The organism is Clostridioides sp. ES-W-0018-02, assembly GCF_020658175.1.
GTDB lineage: Bacteria > Bacillota > Clostridia > Peptostreptococcales > Peptostreptococcaceae > Clostridioides.
On record NZ_JACVVY010000010.1, the window covers coordinates 13,947 to 27,675 of the forward strand.

At 29.0% G+C, this 13,729-nt stretch carries 25 protein-coding genes and 1 tRNA gene; all 26 read right to left on the bottom strand.

The window, feature by feature from the left end; genetic code table 11:
• Nucleotides 1-7: 7 nt before the first annotated feature.
• Nucleotides 8-301 carry a hypothetical protein gene (locus IC219_RS17270; protein WP_227831620.1) on the bottom strand — a complete coding sequence of 98 codons (294 nt, stop codon included), beginning with the start codon at nucleotides 299-301 and terminating at the stop codon, nucleotides 8-10.
• A 17-nt stretch (nucleotides 302-318) separates the two neighbouring features.
• Nucleotides 319-1,212, bottom strand: coding sequence for a capsid protein (locus IC219_RS17275; RefSeq protein WP_227831621.1), 894 nt, complete (start codon nucleotides 1,210-1,212; stop codon nucleotides 319-321).
• 17 nt (nucleotides 1,213-1,229) lie between these two features.
• Nucleotides 1,230-1,796 (bottom strand): phage scaffolding protein, encoded by a 567-nt coding sequence (locus tag IC219_RS17280; RefSeq protein ID WP_227831622.1) that lies wholly within the window; start codon nucleotides 1,794-1,796, stop codon nucleotides 1,230-1,232.
• 44 nt (nucleotides 1,797-1,840) lie between these two features.
• A complete protein-coding gene (locus IC219_RS17285) occupies nucleotides 1,841-2,068 on the bottom strand; it encodes a hypothetical protein (protein ID WP_227831623.1) in 228 nt (75 codons plus the stop codon).
• 41 nt (nucleotides 2,069-2,109) lie between these two features.
• Nucleotides 2,110-2,304: a hypothetical protein gene (locus tag IC219_RS17290; RefSeq protein ID WP_227831624.1), complete on the bottom strand. Its 195-nt coding sequence runs from the start codon at nucleotides 2,302-2,304 to the stop codon at nucleotides 2,110-2,112.
• 21 nt (nucleotides 2,305-2,325) lie between these two features.
• Nucleotides 2,326-2,967, bottom strand: a complete 642-nt coding sequence (locus tag IC219_RS17295) for a hypothetical protein (RefSeq protein WP_227831625.1) — start codon at nucleotides 2,965-2,967, stop codon at nucleotides 2,326-2,328.
• The gene (locus tag IC219_RS17300) at nucleotides 2,968-3,378 is read right to left on the bottom strand and encodes a hypothetical protein (RefSeq protein WP_227482680.1); all 411 of its coding nucleotides are present in this window, start codon (nucleotides 3,376-3,378) and stop codon (nucleotides 2,968-2,970) included.
• 1 nt (nucleotide 3,379) lies between these two features.
• Nucleotides 3,380-3,631, bottom strand: a complete 252-nt coding sequence (locus IC219_RS17305) for a hypothetical protein (protein ID WP_227482681.1) — start codon at nucleotides 3,629-3,631, stop codon at nucleotides 3,380-3,382.
• A 50-nt stretch (nucleotides 3,632-3,681) separates the two neighbouring features.
• Entirely contained in the window at nucleotides 3,682-4,722 is a 1,041-nt protein-coding gene (locus tag IC219_RS17310) for a minor capsid protein (protein WP_227831626.1), read from the bottom strand.
• Nucleotides 4,715-6,166, bottom strand: coding sequence for a phage portal protein (locus tag IC219_RS17315; protein WP_227831627.1), 1,452 nt, complete (start codon nucleotides 6,164-6,166; stop codon nucleotides 4,715-4,717). The genes IC219_RS17310 and IC219_RS17315 overlap by 8 nt, the downstream gene beginning before the upstream one ends.
• A gap of 5 nt (nucleotides 6,167-6,171) precedes the next feature.
• On the bottom strand, nucleotides 6,172-7,413 hold the full coding sequence (locus IC219_RS17320; RefSeq protein ID WP_227831628.1) for a PBSX family phage terminase large subunit: 1,242 nt from the start codon (nucleotides 7,411-7,413) through the stop codon (nucleotides 6,172-6,174).
• A complete protein-coding gene (gene terS, locus IC219_RS17325) occupies nucleotides 7,403-8,086 on the bottom strand; it encodes a phage terminase small subunit (RefSeq protein WP_227831629.1) in 684 nt (227 codons plus the stop codon). The genes IC219_RS17320 and terS overlap by 11 nt, the downstream gene beginning before the upstream one ends.
• A gap of 80 nt (nucleotides 8,087-8,166) precedes the next feature.
• A complete protein-coding gene (locus tag IC219_RS17330) occupies nucleotides 8,167-8,535 on the bottom strand; it encodes a hypothetical protein (RefSeq protein WP_227831630.1) in 369 nt (122 codons plus the stop codon).
• A 15-nt stretch (nucleotides 8,536-8,550) separates the two neighbouring features.
• Nucleotides 8,551-8,811: a Gp49 family protein gene (locus IC219_RS17335; RefSeq protein ID WP_227831631.1), complete on the bottom strand. Its 261-nt coding sequence runs from the start codon at nucleotides 8,809-8,811 to the stop codon at nucleotides 8,551-8,553.
• A 3-nt stretch (nucleotides 8,812-8,814) separates the two neighbouring features.
• Nucleotides 8,815-9,216 carry a nucleoside 2-deoxyribosyltransferase domain-containing protein gene (locus IC219_RS17340; protein ID WP_227437403.1) on the bottom strand — a complete coding sequence of 134 codons (402 nt, stop codon included), beginning with the start codon at nucleotides 9,214-9,216 and terminating at the stop codon, nucleotides 8,815-8,817.
• 47 nt (nucleotides 9,217-9,263) lie between these two features.
• The gene (locus IC219_RS17345) at nucleotides 9,264-9,461 is read right to left on the bottom strand and encodes a hypothetical protein (RefSeq protein ID WP_227831632.1); all 198 of its coding nucleotides are present in this window, start codon (nucleotides 9,459-9,461) and stop codon (nucleotides 9,264-9,266) included.
• 79 nt (nucleotides 9,462-9,540) lie between these two features.
• Nucleotides 9,541-9,617: transfer RNA gene (locus IC219_RS17350), tRNA-Ile, on the bottom strand.
• 439 nt (nucleotides 9,618-10,056) lie between these two features.
• Nucleotides 10,057-10,539, bottom strand: a complete 483-nt coding sequence (locus tag IC219_RS17355; protein ID WP_227831633.1) for a hypothetical protein — start codon at nucleotides 10,537-10,539, stop codon at nucleotides 10,057-10,059.
• Between the two features lie 151 nt (nucleotides 10,540-10,690).
• A complete protein-coding gene (locus IC219_RS17360) occupies nucleotides 10,691-11,509 on the bottom strand; it encodes an ORF6C domain-containing protein (RefSeq protein WP_227831634.1) in 819 nt (272 codons plus the stop codon).
• A gap of 91 nt (nucleotides 11,510-11,600) precedes the next feature.
• A complete protein-coding gene (locus tag IC219_RS17365) occupies nucleotides 11,601-12,014 on the bottom strand; it encodes a DUF1064 domain-containing protein (RefSeq protein WP_054270882.1) in 414 nt (137 codons plus the stop codon).
• A 12-nt stretch (nucleotides 12,015-12,026) separates the two neighbouring features.
• Complete coding sequence (locus tag IC219_RS17370; RefSeq protein WP_227831635.1) at nucleotides 12,027-12,395, bottom strand: hypothetical protein; 369 nt, start codon at nucleotides 12,393-12,395, stop codon at nucleotides 12,027-12,029.
• Nucleotides 12,396-12,408: 13 nt separating this feature from the next.
• Nucleotides 12,409-12,624 (bottom strand): DUF3850 domain-containing protein, encoded by a 216-nt coding sequence (locus IC219_RS17375; RefSeq protein WP_227831636.1) that lies wholly within the window; start codon nucleotides 12,622-12,624, stop codon nucleotides 12,409-12,411.
• Between the two features lie 76 nt (nucleotides 12,625-12,700).
• Nucleotides 12,701-12,880, bottom strand: a complete 180-nt coding sequence (locus IC219_RS17380; RefSeq protein ID WP_227831637.1) for a hypothetical protein — start codon at nucleotides 12,878-12,880, stop codon at nucleotides 12,701-12,703.
• Nucleotides 12,881-12,882: 2 nt separating this feature from the next.
• On the bottom strand, nucleotides 12,883-13,254 hold the full coding sequence (locus tag IC219_RS17385; protein WP_227831638.1) for a hypothetical protein: 372 nt from the start codon (nucleotides 13,252-13,254) through the stop codon (nucleotides 12,883-12,885).
• Nucleotides 13,247-13,414: a hypothetical protein gene (locus tag IC219_RS17390; RefSeq protein ID WP_227831639.1), complete on the bottom strand. Its 168-nt coding sequence runs from the start codon at nucleotides 13,412-13,414 to the stop codon at nucleotides 13,247-13,249. The genes IC219_RS17385 and IC219_RS17390 overlap by 8 nt, the downstream gene beginning before the upstream one ends.
• Before the next feature lie 19 nt (nucleotides 13,415-13,433).
• On the bottom strand, nucleotides 13,434-13,724 hold the full coding sequence (locus IC219_RS17395; protein WP_227482697.1) for a hypothetical protein: 291 nt from the start codon (nucleotides 13,722-13,724) through the stop codon (nucleotides 13,434-13,436).
• Nucleotides 13,725-13,729 lie beyond the last annotated feature (5 nt).

Consider the following 13,729-nt stretch of genomic DNA (forward strand, 5'->3'; position numbering starts at 1 on the left):
CATACACCTACTTTTTGTTAGACTTATTTTTTTCTGTAGGTTCTGCTTTTTCTATAGATTGGATATCTTTTTCCTCTAAAGTTCTTACTTTATCTTTAAGCTGCTTATTTTCTTCTTCTAAAGATTCTACTTTATTTCTTAAAATATTATTTTCAGCTACCAAATCTTTTATATTTAATGACTTACCATACTTTATTGCCTTACCAGTTTCATCTATTAAGTCATATCCCATCTCCAAGAAATCATCTATTCTACATTCTTCTATAGTTAGTATTCTATTTAGTTTTTTTACTTGTGGCACTATATATCACTCCTTTTCTACGCTTCAACAACAAATTGTATTGCATCAGCTTTTTTATTTAATATAAATACATCCTCAAAACTTTCTTCAAAGTACAAGTATTTTCCTTCTGTAACTGCTCTTGGTTCATCTAATGTAGAGAATTGATAAGAAACTGGTGTAATTATTGAACTTGGATGTATTAAGGACATAAATATTTGCTTAGCTCCTGCACCTGCTTTCCAGCCAGTAGTAAAGTCATATACTGTTTTCATAAGATTAGATGGCACTTTAACTATCTTAACTGAATCAATATCAGTTGTTTGACGATTAAGAGAAGTCCCTCCATCTTTTATATTTACAGTTCTTTGTATCTCTTTTGCATTCTTGATTAAAGTGTCAACTCCTGGTGTAACATATAATATTCTTCCAACAGCAGGTACTCTAGCTTCTGTCATTTTTTCCATTAACTTATCAAAAACCTCTAAGATATTTGCTGTTGTAAGAGAGGTTGTATCTGCTGTGTTACCTAGAGCCGTCCAGTCTGCATATATTTTAGATATGCAGTAAGCATCCATCTCAGGGAATTTTTGTTCTTCATTGTATACTTGAGTTATATTACCTATTGAAGCTACATAATTAGTTTGGTCAATATCTGCTGGATGAACTAATGTTGACCATTTTCTTTGATTCGTTAGTACTTTAGGTTCCCAGGCATTGTCATAATTTCTTTGAGCTGCTGTTATTGTATCTCTGTTTGAATCAACTCTCCCAGTCGTGCTTATAGTTGGTATTTCTATTGTTTTAGAACCAGTCCATCTGTATCTACCATTATTTTCTGTAGCATATAATTCTCCAAAATGTAGTACATATGGATAAGCCTGTGCTAGAGCTTGTGAGTATTCCTTTGCGTATTCTAATGGTTGTGCCATATTCTTATTCCTCCTAGTTATTGTTTATTATTTTCATGTGGTTTTACACCATTGAAGTTAAATTTAAATCCAGTTGATTTTAATTGCGCATCTCCTGGTGTTATAGTATCTGTTTTAGGTTCTTCACCTTCTAGTGTTGCATTAAATAAATAATCTTTATCAACTTTTAAAGGGTTTATTTGCTCTTCAAAAGCTTTTTGTCTATCTTTACTATTTCTTAGTGCTTCCATGTCTAAATGAGCTTTTAATGCTATTTCATCCCTACATTTAACAGATTTAAAAGCATCACCTAACCAATAATTAAAGTCTTTTTCTTCAATTTCTTTTTTGTAAGTTTCTTCTAAAGTTTTCTTATCAGTTTCATAAGTTGTTTTTAGATTCTCTACATCTTCTTTTGTCATACCTCCTTCAAACTTTTTAATAGTTTCATTAGCTGTATTAAGTTGTGTTTCAATATTTACATAATCTTCTTGAGTAACTGTAGTCTCTTTTATTTTCTTTTCTATAGACTTTTGAAGAGAAGCTACATCAATTTTGTTATCCTCTATTTTTATTCCTTCTAGTAATTCTTTTATCCAATCCATTTTTAATATCTCCTTTCATTTTTTACAAAATAAAAAAGCCCTATCTAGGACTTACTAAAACCAATATTATTATTCTCATCACAATTATTTATTGATATAGCTTCTATTTGTGATAAATCTATTATTGTTGTTCCATCTTCATCTAAATACCCTTTCAAATCCCTACCTGAGTCAGCTTCAATAAAATCTTGCATTAACTTATCAGCAACATCTTCATCTACTATTCCAGATATGCTATTACCACTTTTAAACCAAATCATATATTCTTTCAATAATACACCCTCCTTCTATTTCTTACCTAATAAAAAACCTTTTAAAGACTTTTATCTAATGATTTATTTAGTTCTTCTTTTACCTTCTTTAAAATTTCATCAGAAACATTATCAATATTAGCTTTATTTTCTTTTTTTAATTTATTGCAAAGAATACTTACACTAAGATTAGCAATACAATTAATAACAATTTGTACTACACAAACTACAACTATAACTTGAGTTAATATACACATTAAAATCACCCACTTTTTTATCTAATAATCTATCTTAATTTTCCCTTCTTTAGCAAAACGTGTTTTTATATCTTTAGATGCTAGCTCTCTTATATACTTCAAATCCTCATTAGAAAGTTGCTTTGTAGGACTTTTTATTTTTATTTTTGTTTCATTAATTTTTTCTTTTCCAAATATTCTATTTAAATTTTCTTCTAAATTTCTCACTGCTTCGTTAAATATGTCAATTTCTTTTGTAGCACTTTTTATATTTTCCTCAAAATCTGTTGTATCTAGCTCCAACTTAGCTGAAAATTCTAAGTTATTTTTCTTAATCTTTTCTTTATCAATGTATTTATGCTTTTGTTCTAAATTTTCAACATAATTTGTTAAATTCTCAATAGTTGCAGTATATTCAACTTTCTCATAGGTCATTTCAAATATATCTGCTTTACAAGGATATATTTCTCCTTTTACACCTTGTATAATGTAATCTCCTATGTTAGCTTTATATATTACCCCTTCAAGAGTTCTTATGAATAATTTAGCATCTCCCTTAGCAATAGAGTGTTCAACCCAAGCGTTGCCACGTTCAATCTCTTTTCGTATCCATACTGTTGGTTCTACATCTATGTCAAATCTAAAAGCTTCCACTTCAATTGCTTTCTTTACAAATCTAGCCATTTATTCATCCTCCTTAAATCCTACAATTTCAAGTTTCATTTCTGGACATATTAACCTTACCTCTTTTGATACCATCTCACTTGGATATTTGAAAACTTTATCAGAAATCTTTGTTTTTTCATCATCTAAATCCTCATAATACTTTTCAAATTCCCCACATGCACAAGAATAGATTTTACCTTCACTATCTTTTATAATCCAATCTCTATTATTTGCTCTAATGACTCCATTTCCATACTTTATACAGATAGTTTTCTTTACTTCACCTTTACGATTCATAGAGTTTAAAGATTCATCAAGCCATATAGTTCCCTTCTCAAAAGCTTGATAAAACCATCTAGGAGTGTTTGGACTTCCTAATATCCATTTAAAAGCTTCTACTTCCTCGGATTTCTTTTTAAACTTAGCCATATTACTTATTCCTCCTTAAAGCTTTAACCATATTTTCATTACTAACAAGCAAAGAATATGGTATGAGTATCACACCTAAAATAAAATTGAGTAGTGGGAATAAAGCTAGAAAAATAAAATTATATTTTTTTCTTTTTCTAACATTCATACTTTTAAATAATTCAATTAATTCCTTGTTACCATCAACCCTCATTTTTAATAAGTAAAGCCCTGTACAAAACACAATTACTGATAAAATATATAATTTAAGCATTTCAAGTCACCCTTTCAATAAATTTTCACATAATAAAATCACCTACTAATTTAGTAAGTGTCTCTAACATATTTCTCATACCATTCTTTATACTTCATACTTGATGGCACATAATAAGTCTCACCGTCTTCTTCTCTTGCAGCCCTATAACTTTCTTCACCATCAAAATATGGTACTATTACACATCTGCATCTAGGATGAAATGGTGGAGCTGTAATTCCTATTTCATAATACTTCATTTCAATAACTTTGCCATCAAGAGGACTACATCTTTTCTCACAAACCCTGCTATCTAATGCACTTACTATTTCATATTTCTCAACCCCTAGACTATTAAAACAATCCCTTTGACTTGCTGAACTAAAAAAGGCAAGCTCAGATTTTACTAATAACTTAGCTTCTTCTTTGCTTGTATTAAAGTTTTTATTAATTTTATTTGTTAAGTCTCCAGGAGATGCTCCATTAATTAAAGTTTGTTTTAATCCTTTGTTAAGTTCGCTTATTAACCTTGGTCTATGCTTATTCCAAATTCTATTACCAAATGTTATTCCATCAGTAGTCCAAGGTTTATTAATTATTTTATTAATCATATTTGGGATAAGCATAGCTAATAAAACTCCTAAGCCTACACCTTTTTGAGTTTCAAAAGCAGTATGATAATAACTATCTTTATAAGTATCTGTTACAAGTCTATTTACATTCTCATACTCTTTTGAATATAATACTTCAATTTGATGCCTTGTTTTTAACTCTAATGCTTCTAGTCTGCTTATACGAACTCTTTTAATTGCACTTGCTAGTTCTTTCAGCCACTTTTGACTAATTACATTTTCTTCTCCATACTTGATATATTCTTCTAATGATAATTTAAGTTCAGCTAATTCTCTTGAATTTAATAACTTTTCAGCTTCTTGCATACTTATTTTATTATCTTTAGCAAATTTCATATACCAATTATTTATTTCTCTAATAATATTATATAAAACTAAATCATATTGTTTTTCTAGTTCCTTGTTAAAGGTATCACCTTTGTTATGAACATCTTCTTCTAACTGATTAAAAATCTTTATCCAGTAATCCATATTATTCATTTATAGGCTCACCTTCTTTAGTTTTCTTTTTAATTGGAAAAACATCTTCATATTCTTTCATACTTTCTTCTTTCTGTTTTTTAAGTCTCTCAAGTTCGTCATTTACATCTTCAACCCAAGGATGATTACTAACAATAGTTTCATCTGATATAATTCCAATTGATTTAGAAGCCATGTCTATTTTTTCAGCTTCATTTATTATCATGGAATGATTAAATGTTATTTGAACTGATTTATAATCATAGCTCTTACTACTACTTATCTTTAAATACTCACATACAAACCATAAAAGCTCTCTAATTGCTTTTTTAAACTTCTTTTCAGTCTTAGAACATTTTAAATCAAGTAGTGAATATAAAAATTTAAGTGCTACACCCGATTTATCACCTGTGTTTTGAGACTCAGGATTAACTCCTTGACCAAAAATAATTATATTTTTTTCTAATCTGTCAAGAAGTTCCTTTTTAGCTTCAATAGGTATACTTATTTCTAATTTATCAACTCCACCTCCATCATCTACTTTAACCGATTTATAGTATCTTATATTATCTATAAACTCCTGTAGACTTGTGCCTGGATACTCTTTTAATACATAAATAAACTCTTGTATCTCATCTAAATTATCTGCTAGTGTAGAAATATTATTGTCATATATATCTATTAATGATTTATAGAAAGTTAAATCTGAGACACACTTTTCATTATTTTTGAAAGGTATAAATGGAACTTTACCCCATCCTTGCTCTTTATTATTTACTTTGAAATGTCCTTCTTGTATCTCTGTTAATTTTCCATATTCATCATATAAAAGCTCTTGAACAAAACTATTACCTCTTTCAATAAAGTAAGTTACGTCATTTTCTGTATAATATTCAACTCTTTTTATCTTGTTACCATCTATATCTTCAATGTAGTAAAACCTAATAAATGCAACTAATTCCTTTTGCCTCTTACTATCCCAAATAGGAATAGCTTCCTCAGCAGGTATTATTACATATTTAAACTCACCTTTTCTATTAATATATGGATGTAACCATTCAATCCCTTTATTACTAGCATTAAGGTATAGTTCTGTTATTGTATCGTCAAATTCTTCCCCTAGCAGGTCATTTAAAAGCTTAGTGAAATTGTCATCATCTGCATTAAATACTATTGGATTTCCAACACTATAGCCCACTTTTTGGTCAACTAAAAGTTTATGGTAGTTATTAATTGCCTTATTATTAACTTTAGTAAAATCATCAACCTTAGCTCCATCTAAGAAATAATATCTTCTCTTATTGTTTATATCAGTATTACCATAATAGTATTCTTCTCCTTGTTTGTATCTCTCTGGTCTATGTTTTAAAATATAATGTTCTATAACTCTTGCTAGATTAAAAGTACTCTCTTTTTTTAGTTGAGCTTTTATTAAATCTGTTTCACTTATATAAATATTCAACACCTCCTTTACTTCAAGAAGCTTATTCCATTATTTTTAAGTTTATTATCTATAGAATATCTAAGAGCAGCCATTGCATCATCCATAAACTCAACTGGTTCATCAAGATATAACCCTGTTCTTTCATCTTGTTTCCATTTCCATTGTTGAATCTCTTTTATTGTATTGGTGCAACTAGGATGTACATGTATTCTTAACTGTTTTAAATAATCTATTTGAGCTTTAACACTTCCAGGTCCTTTTTTAACTCCTTTAGCTTTATACCCTGCACTTTTCCACATTTTAATTCTGTCAGGTTCGGCACTATCACAGTACATAAATAGATTCTTTTCTAAACCTTTACTATTTGCAATCTTTATTATTTCTGATGTATCCATTTCATGTACATATATTTCATTACATATATATAGTTCACCATCCTTAAAACCAATTCTAAGTATTGCATTTGCATGGTTAAATCCAAAGTCTTGTGATAACCTCATATTATCAAAGTATTCAAATTCTGTAGGAAATTCATGTATAACATAATTTTTAAGTATTGCTCCACCAGTTTCTCCCCATTCTCCAAGTCCATATACTCTATAACCTTCAGGGTCTTGCTCTTTTCTCATTTGCATTCTTCTATAGTAAGCTTCATCAATAAATTTATTTTGTAGATAAGTACTATGATGAGTGAATATATCATCATTTTTATAATCAAAATATTTTCTTTTTATCCAATGAGTGGCTGAAACCGGATTAAATGTAAATGTCATTTGATAGTATAAATTAGGATTAGTCAAAATACCTCTTAAACGGTCGTCTAGTATATCTATATCACTTTCCATAAGTTCTGTAGCTTCTTCACACCAAACCCATGTTAGCTTACCTTTTGAGAAGTTAATTGATTTTAATTTTTCTCTTTGTTTTGCATCATTAACCCCTCTGAAAATTATAGAATTACCAGTAACTTTGCTCTTAATTTCTAAAGGATTTAGAGTTGTTTTCCAATACTTATCAGCTTGTTTACCATAAATACGATTTATAGCTCCTGTAAGTTCTGCATATGTTGAATATTTATGCGTAGCTTCTGATTTTCTAACTACTAATAAGTTAGCTCCTTGGTACTTTTTATCTCCTAACTTTAGTATATAGTCTTGTGCTACATTAACAGACTTTCCACTACCTGCTGAACCTTTCATTGCTCTGTATCTTTTTTTAGTAAAGTTAGCTTCTCTAAAAGATGGATTAAATTGTACTCTAGTTATCATTAAAATCACCATAATCTATTACTATTTTTAATTCATCATCTTCATCATCAGTTCTATTAAGTTCTCTTACTTCACATTTTAACTTTTCAACTCTATTTTTCTGCTCCTCTGTAGCCAAATTCCAATCCTTATGAATCATTTCATCATACTGCTTAATTAAACTCCTTAACTCACTCATTGCCCTACTCTGTGCATTAAGAAAAGATGCTTGCCTATCCCATGCAAATTGAAATTCATACTCTATCCTCTCACCATTTTCTGTACTTTCATGTTTCTTTAATTCCTTAATCATTTCTTCCTTATCTTTAACATACATTATCTTTTGTGCTCTTATTATTGCTGCATATTGAATGGTTATCTGTTCCCAAAGAATATCAAATTTATCTTTATTCTTTATCTCATTAATTAGGTCTTGAGTCTCTTTGGGTAGATATTTTGAGAAGAAACCAAACTTTTCAGCATTCTTATTTCCGGGAGGTCCAGTAGCGTTTTTATTACCTATGGGTGCACCCCTTTTACTTTTAGGTGCACCTTTCTTTTTTTCACTAGACCAATTGTATCTCTTTATCCATGACTTTAAAGTATTTAAACTAATGTCATACTTTGCTGATATTTCCTTTTGTTTCATACCTTTTAGGTAATCTTGCTTTACCTTTTCTTTGACATCTTGCACATCACCACCTCGTTTGTTTGTCGTTTTGGGAATAAAAAAAGACCTAGAATTTTATATCTTCTAATTTAAGGCCTCCTATTCTAAATACCACTAGTTCCTTCAATATTTCTCATTTGTCTATCTAAAGTTCTTTTTCTAAGCCACATCAAGCATTCTTCTAACTTCTCTATAGCCTTCTCATTCTCTTTACAAGCATATTCGCTATCTTGAAATGCTTCTAATCTTGTTATAACTGCTAATATTACATCTTCATTATTAATTCCATTGACGCCACATTCTTTTACAGCTCCTTCTTGAAAACTAAGATATTGAATTGGTTCTATACAATCATCCTCACAATCTGTTCTTCCTAATATAAAGTAACATGGGGCATTATACTTCCATTCTTCTTTATCCTCGCAATAAAGCTTAGTATAATTTTGTGTGCATAAACTGTTTTTAATCTCCATAATTTAATCCTCCTTTTATAATTTTCCTAGTTCACATTGAAGTCTATATCCTTCTAATTTCCAAAGTTCTTTTTTAATTTGCTCTTCACAAATATCTAGTCCTATTTGCTCATCATAGTTTGCAGGGTCAACACAGGCACTATGACCAACTAGAGTAAACCCATTAGGTAATTGTATTGTCATTACTGTACACTTATCCCAATAAATCTCTACTTTCTTTTCTGCTTGATTAAACAAATCATCTATTTGTTGCTGAGTTATTGAATTTTTATTCATTTTTTAATACTCCCCTTTTTTATTTAAATAAAGTGCTGTATCAAGCAAATTAGTAAAATACTTTCCACCATTTCTTTTAACCATATTACCAACTTCATTTAAAGATTTTAATTCTGATATAGTAAATTTCTTTTCATCTCTAATTGAGTCATATAAACAGAAAATAGTCTTGTGAGGTCTTTTTATAGAATCTTCTACTGCTTCTGCAATCGAATATACCCCAGTCATAAGTGGTGTTATTGTGTATAAACAATAGTCGCAAGTTTTTCTTTGTTCTCTTTCCTTTTCCATACATTCTTCTGTCCAATTAGGTACAACTGGATTATAGTAATCAATTTCTAACAAACTAATCAATTCATCTCTCCAAGTGCTTTCATTACAAGTTCCTCCTAAAAATACTTTCATAATATCATTCTCCTTCTTAATTTATTGTATAAAAATAGACTTAGAAATTAATCCAAGTCTTTATTCTCCATATTAACTACATAACTTGCTCCAAGCACAACTCCTCTTATTAGCAAATTTTCATCATCTATACCTTCATCTATAAACTTTTTAATGTGTTCAACTGCATATTCCAAAAATTCATCATCTGCTTTTATATTAAATTTATCTAATTCTTTTATTATCTTTCTTCTTAAATCATTCATATTGTCATACTCCTGTAAAAAAAATAAAAGACTAAGCTTACCCAAACTTAGTCTTTTTATAGGGGAGGTATATACTTTGTGGTAACAGTAATAGGAATCGAACCTATGACCTTTCGAGTATAAATCGACTGCTCTAACCATCTGAGCTATACTGCTATGGTGAGTGAGGTTACCAAGCCCCACCCGATTTTTAGACCTCTGAATTAAGATACAAAATTGTATGAGATTTTAATATCAATTCAAATACTTAATATAGTGTATCAATAGATTTTGAACATAGTTAGAATTGAACTAACAGCATCCTCATGCCCTGCCTAGTCTGTTCACATAAAAGACTTTCTGTCACTGACATCTAAGCCCTTTATAATAATAGAGCATGCAGTTTTGGCATCTTTTTTTAAATCCATAATATATTCGCAAATATATCATTACTTTCTCTATTATTGTATAGCGGCTAGGGCAATCCCTTAACCCTAGCCTAATATATATTTAGTTTTGAGAGGGAAATCTTTATTTCCACAATATTATTATCTCACGTTTTTGCCAATAAAAAGTCTCACGATAGTCTCCAAAAAGTCTCAAAATAGTCTCATTTTTAAGCTTTCCATGAAAAAATGGGCAATTCAAACTCTTTTATTTTCGGATATAACATATCCATGATTTTGCAAACTATTCTTTTTCTTATTCTAAAGCAATGACTTCTATCTATGTGCATAGCATTAGACATATAATCCATGTTAATTTTTTCATTGTTCATGTACATTTCATTGAAGAACTCTGTTTCAAAGCTATTTAAACTTGTTAATGCACATTCTATAGTTTCTTTTTCAATCTCTAGTGTTTTCTTATCTTCTTTTAATCTATTTAAATCCTCTTCTCTTTTAATAACTTCATTTTCCACACTTGAACTTATATTATAAGTAAGTCCTGTTTTTTCTTCATAACTTTGAGCCTTACATCCGCAAAACTCGTTTTCTAACTTTTTAATATATATATCTTTTATTCTTATTTGACTTTCTAATTTTTTATAGTTATATAATCTTCCCTCAACCTCTTGGAATAGTGTCTTTTTATTCATACTTCCACACTCCTATCAATTATTTATGTTATAATAATATTTGTATATAAAAGTTTTATATTTTTGACAAGTGGAGTGTGAAAGCACTCCTTTTCTTTTTAATTAACCTATTGAAGGTTTTCCCCTTTAAAGAGGGAAAGTCTTCCCTGTCTTAACTTACTATTGATAATTGACTATTTAATAATCTTATTTCTTCTTCAAGAACTGTAGGTAGCTTATAATTATCTACTATTTCCAGTACCTTATCTAACTGGCAACGCTTTATAGCCTTATAACTTTCTACTCCAAATTCTCGTTTAATTTGATGATATATATCACTATAAACTTTGCCTCTTAGAGATTTATTTTTATAAGCCCTACTACCATGTCCTCCAAGTGATTTTGTTGCTATTCTCTTAACTTCTTTAACAATACTCTCGCATTCAACATTAAATAGTGGAGCATCATCCATAAAGTTCTCTAATTTCTCATTAACACTCTCTATTTTAGTTTCTAAGACTTCTTGTTTCTTATCTAGCATAAATATAGCCTGTAACTCCTTTGATGCACTTAAAAGAGGATTATTTAATTCTTTTCTCATAGAGAAATATCCATCAACTATTTTCTCGTATTGTTCCCAAGCCTTATCATCTTCTAATATCTTTAGTAGTTTTGAATAACCTCTCTCAGATAACAAGTAAATGTTATTTGCATTTGCATAAGATTGATTAGAGTAACCCATTTCTAAACTCAGTGATTTTAAATCACTCACTTTTAAATCTAATATATCTATCATATCTTTAAATCTTTTTCTATTATTATTTATATTTTTATTTATCTCCTTCAGTTCTCTATTATGTATATCAGCTATATCCTTTACTAGCATTGCTTTCTTACCTTTTCCAAACCCACCCTCAATATCATGAAATTTCATTCCCTCAACTTCTAAAGTTCCAAGTACTGTTATTTCTTTATTTATATTTTCATTCATAGTCTATCTCTCCTTTATCATTTGATATATTCTTTGTTTAGCTTTTTCACATTTTTATGAAAAACTAAGTACATCTTGTAAGCTTCAGTATTTACTTCTTATTCTTTTTTGCGTCTCTTTTTTTCTTATTCAATTCTTTATACTCTATCCAACCATCTACACCATATTTCTTACTCCTAGAAACCCATGTCAATTTTTCAGGAAAGTTATAATCAAATATCTTTCTTTTTATCTCTCCTTGCTGAGTTCCAAACCCTTTTACATCTATATATTCAACTTCTCCATTCCATTTATATATCGCAAAGTCAACTGTATATGTAATAGCTCTTTCAGAAACTCCAAACTTCTTAAATTTTGGTTGTAACTCAAATTTCTGTTGTAGCCCAAAATCTTTAATTTCTCCTTTTGCTTTCTTATCTTTAAGATATAAATAGTATTCTGCTTCATCTTTACTATCAAATTTAATTCCATCTATTATAGTTTTCTTATTATTGTATTTGCTCAATTGTTTTCTCCTCTATATTTCTATTTCTTCTACATCTACAACCATGTACCAATATGGCTTATATCCAAATTCATTTATCCAATTTTCGAATACTTCATTTAATCTATCATCAAGTGTTTTTTCATCCTCATCCTTTACATAACTTGACCAGCTCTCTCCAAATTCTCCAAATTCATCATCAATTCTATCTTGAACATAATCTAGTATGTTTTCTGCATTTACGCAAGGGATATAAGCTTCTTCTCTTTTGCCAACATAAACTATTTTAGTAATCCCATCTTTTACAGCACCCTTAATTGCTGCTTCTTTGCTTTCGTATTCATCACTATCAAAATATTCTCTATCTTTACTATATAGCCACACATCTTTTTTATTTTTCATATAAATTCCTCCTCTATTTTATTCCTAATTGCACATACCCATTTCCCAATTTAACAAAATACTCAACCTCTTTGTTTACTTCAATTCCTGTAAATTTTTTATCTTTAAATGACTGTAATATAACTGTATCTCCTGCTTTAAAATCTGCTGTATGTTCTACTTCAATTTGTTTTTTATTCTTAATTACATCTTTAAAAGTGCTAGAAGATATTTGTAATTCATGTATCATACAATCACCTCTTTATAAGTCAAAGTAAGTCTATAACATTCTAGTTTCATTCACAAACTTACCTTGACTATTTATTTTATTTTTTTAATTCCTTATAGTTTTCTTCACATACTTTATCCATGTTTTCTTTGTATCTGCACCCTATGCACACATTACAAGTTGTAAGCTTATTACTAATTACAAAGTCATAATTGACACATCTTTCATCACATTTTTTATGAAGCAATCCTTTTTTTAATTTAATTCTTTTATTCATACTTAACCCTCCCTTAATTTCTCAATTATCTCAATTTCATCATCTGAAAACACCATACAAGATTCCCCATCACATTCACCATTTTCCCAATCTTTTTTAAATCGTTCATATTCATTTATATAGCATCCAGTATATTCATCCTGCTCTAAAATATAATGTGCTTCCATTATTATTTTTCTATCTTCCTCATTGTAATTAGCTAGACAATATTCATCCCCTAATTTAAATACAATTACTTCTAAACCATCAATCAAATTATAGTATCTAAGTGCATCTTTTAATCCTTCTTCTGAATACTCAAAGTCTACACTTTGATTTTTCACTTGCTCTAAGGTTCTTTTAGTTTTAAGTTTTACTTTATAGATGCTAAGCATAATAAATATCCTCCAACCAATTTTTGTATGTTGTATCACAATCTTCACTTTTACAATCTCTATTATTGTTTTTGCAACTTTTACAAATCTCTTTCCTAAATTTCTTATACACTTCTCTTTCACCAAGATTCTTTGACTCGCACATTTCTTTATTAGTCATATGAGCACCTTCCAGCTTTCTAATTATCTCCTGTAATTTTAAGCAATATTTGTTTGACCTGCATAATTTCATCTTTAAATTTATCAAAACTTATCTCAATTTCTTTTCTTAACCATTCGTTCATAGTTTCATCTTTAAAAACTATTGGAATTTCAATTCCATCTTTACCAATAATCAAAACTTTTGCTTTTTCACATTCTTTTAGTTCTTTTAAATAAACATTTATTTCTTTTTCATCCATTTCAACTTTTTTCATTACTTCATCTACTGTTCCAAGTTTATTCAGTACAAAACGACCTTGATTTTTCATTGCAA

What these genes read in the sequence shown, in the direction of transcription:
- IC219_RS17275 (WP_227831621.1), bottom strand. Translation starts at nt 1,212, where the DNA reads ATGGCACAACCATTAGAATACGCAAAGGAATACTCACAAGCTCTAGCA.
- IC219_RS17280 (WP_227831622.1), bottom strand. Translation starts at nt 1,796, where the DNA reads ATGGATTGGATAAAAGAATTACTAGAAGGAATAAAAATAGAGGATAAC.
- IC219_RS17290 (WP_227831624.1), bottom strand. Translation starts at nt 2,304, where the DNA reads ATGTGTATATTAACTCAAGTTATAGTTGTAGTTTGTGTAGTACAAATT.
- IC219_RS17295 (WP_227831625.1), bottom strand. Translation starts at nt 2,967, where the DNA reads ATGGCTAGATTTGTAAAGAAAGCAATTGAAGTGGAAGCTTTTAGATTT.
- IC219_RS17300 (WP_227482680.1), bottom strand. Translation starts at nt 3,378, where the DNA reads ATGGCTAAGTTTAAAAAGAAATCCGAGGAAGTAGAAGCTTTTAAATGG.
- IC219_RS17305 (WP_227482681.1), bottom strand. Translation starts at nt 3,631, where the DNA reads ATGCTTAAATTATATATTTTATCAGTAATTGTGTTTTGTACAGGGCTT.
- IC219_RS17310 (WP_227831626.1), bottom strand. Translation starts at nt 4,722, where the DNA reads ATGAATAATATGGATTACTGGATAAAGATTTTTAATCAGTTAGAAGAA.
- IC219_RS17320 (WP_227831628.1), bottom strand. Translation starts at nt 7,413, where the DNA reads ATGATAACTAGAGTACAATTTAATCCATCTTTTAGAGAAGCTAACTTT.
- IC219_RS17330 (WP_227831630.1), bottom strand. Translation starts at nt 8,535, where the DNA reads ATGGAGATTAAAAACAGTTTATGCACACAAAATTATACTAAGCTTTAT.
- IC219_RS17335 (WP_227831631.1), bottom strand. Translation starts at nt 8,811, where the DNA reads ATGAATAAAAATTCAATAACTCAGCAACAAATAGATGATTTGTTTAAT.
- IC219_RS17340 (WP_227437403.1), bottom strand. Translation starts at nt 9,216, where the DNA reads ATGAAAGTATTTTTAGGAGGAACTTGTAATGAAAGCACTTGGAGAGAT.
- IC219_RS17345 (WP_227831632.1), bottom strand. Translation starts at nt 9,461, where the DNA reads ATGAATGATTTAAGAAGAAAGATAATAAAAGAATTAGATAAATTTAAT.
- IC219_RS17355 (WP_227831633.1), bottom strand. Translation starts at nt 10,539, where the DNA reads ATGAATAAAAAGACACTATTCCAAGAGGTTGAGGGAAGATTATATAAC.
- IC219_RS17360 (WP_227831634.1), bottom strand. Translation starts at nt 11,509, where the DNA reads ATGAATGAAAATATAAATAAAGAAATAACAGTACTTGGAACTTTAGAA.
- IC219_RS17370 (WP_227831635.1), bottom strand. Translation starts at nt 12,395, where the DNA reads ATGAAAAATAAAAAAGATGTGTGGCTATATAGTAAAGATAGAGAATAT.
- IC219_RS17375 (WP_227831636.1), bottom strand. Translation starts at nt 12,624, where the DNA reads ATGATACATGAATTACAAATATCTTCTAGCACTTTTAAAGATGTAATT.
- IC219_RS17380 (WP_227831637.1), bottom strand. Translation starts at nt 12,880, where the DNA reads ATGAATAAAAGAATTAAATTAAAAAAAGGATTGCTTCATAAAAAATGT.
- IC219_RS17385 (WP_227831638.1), bottom strand. Translation starts at nt 13,254, where the DNA reads ATGCTTAGCATCTATAAAGTAAAACTTAAAACTAAAAGAACCTTAGAG.
- IC219_RS17390 (WP_227831639.1), bottom strand. Translation starts at nt 13,414, where the DNA reads ATGACTAATAAAGAAATGTGCGAGTCAAAGAATCTTGGTGAAAGAGAA.
- IC219_RS17395 (WP_227482697.1), bottom strand. Translation starts at nt 13,724, where the DNA reads ATGAAAAATCAAGGTCGTTTTGTACTGAATAAACTTGGAACAGTAGAT.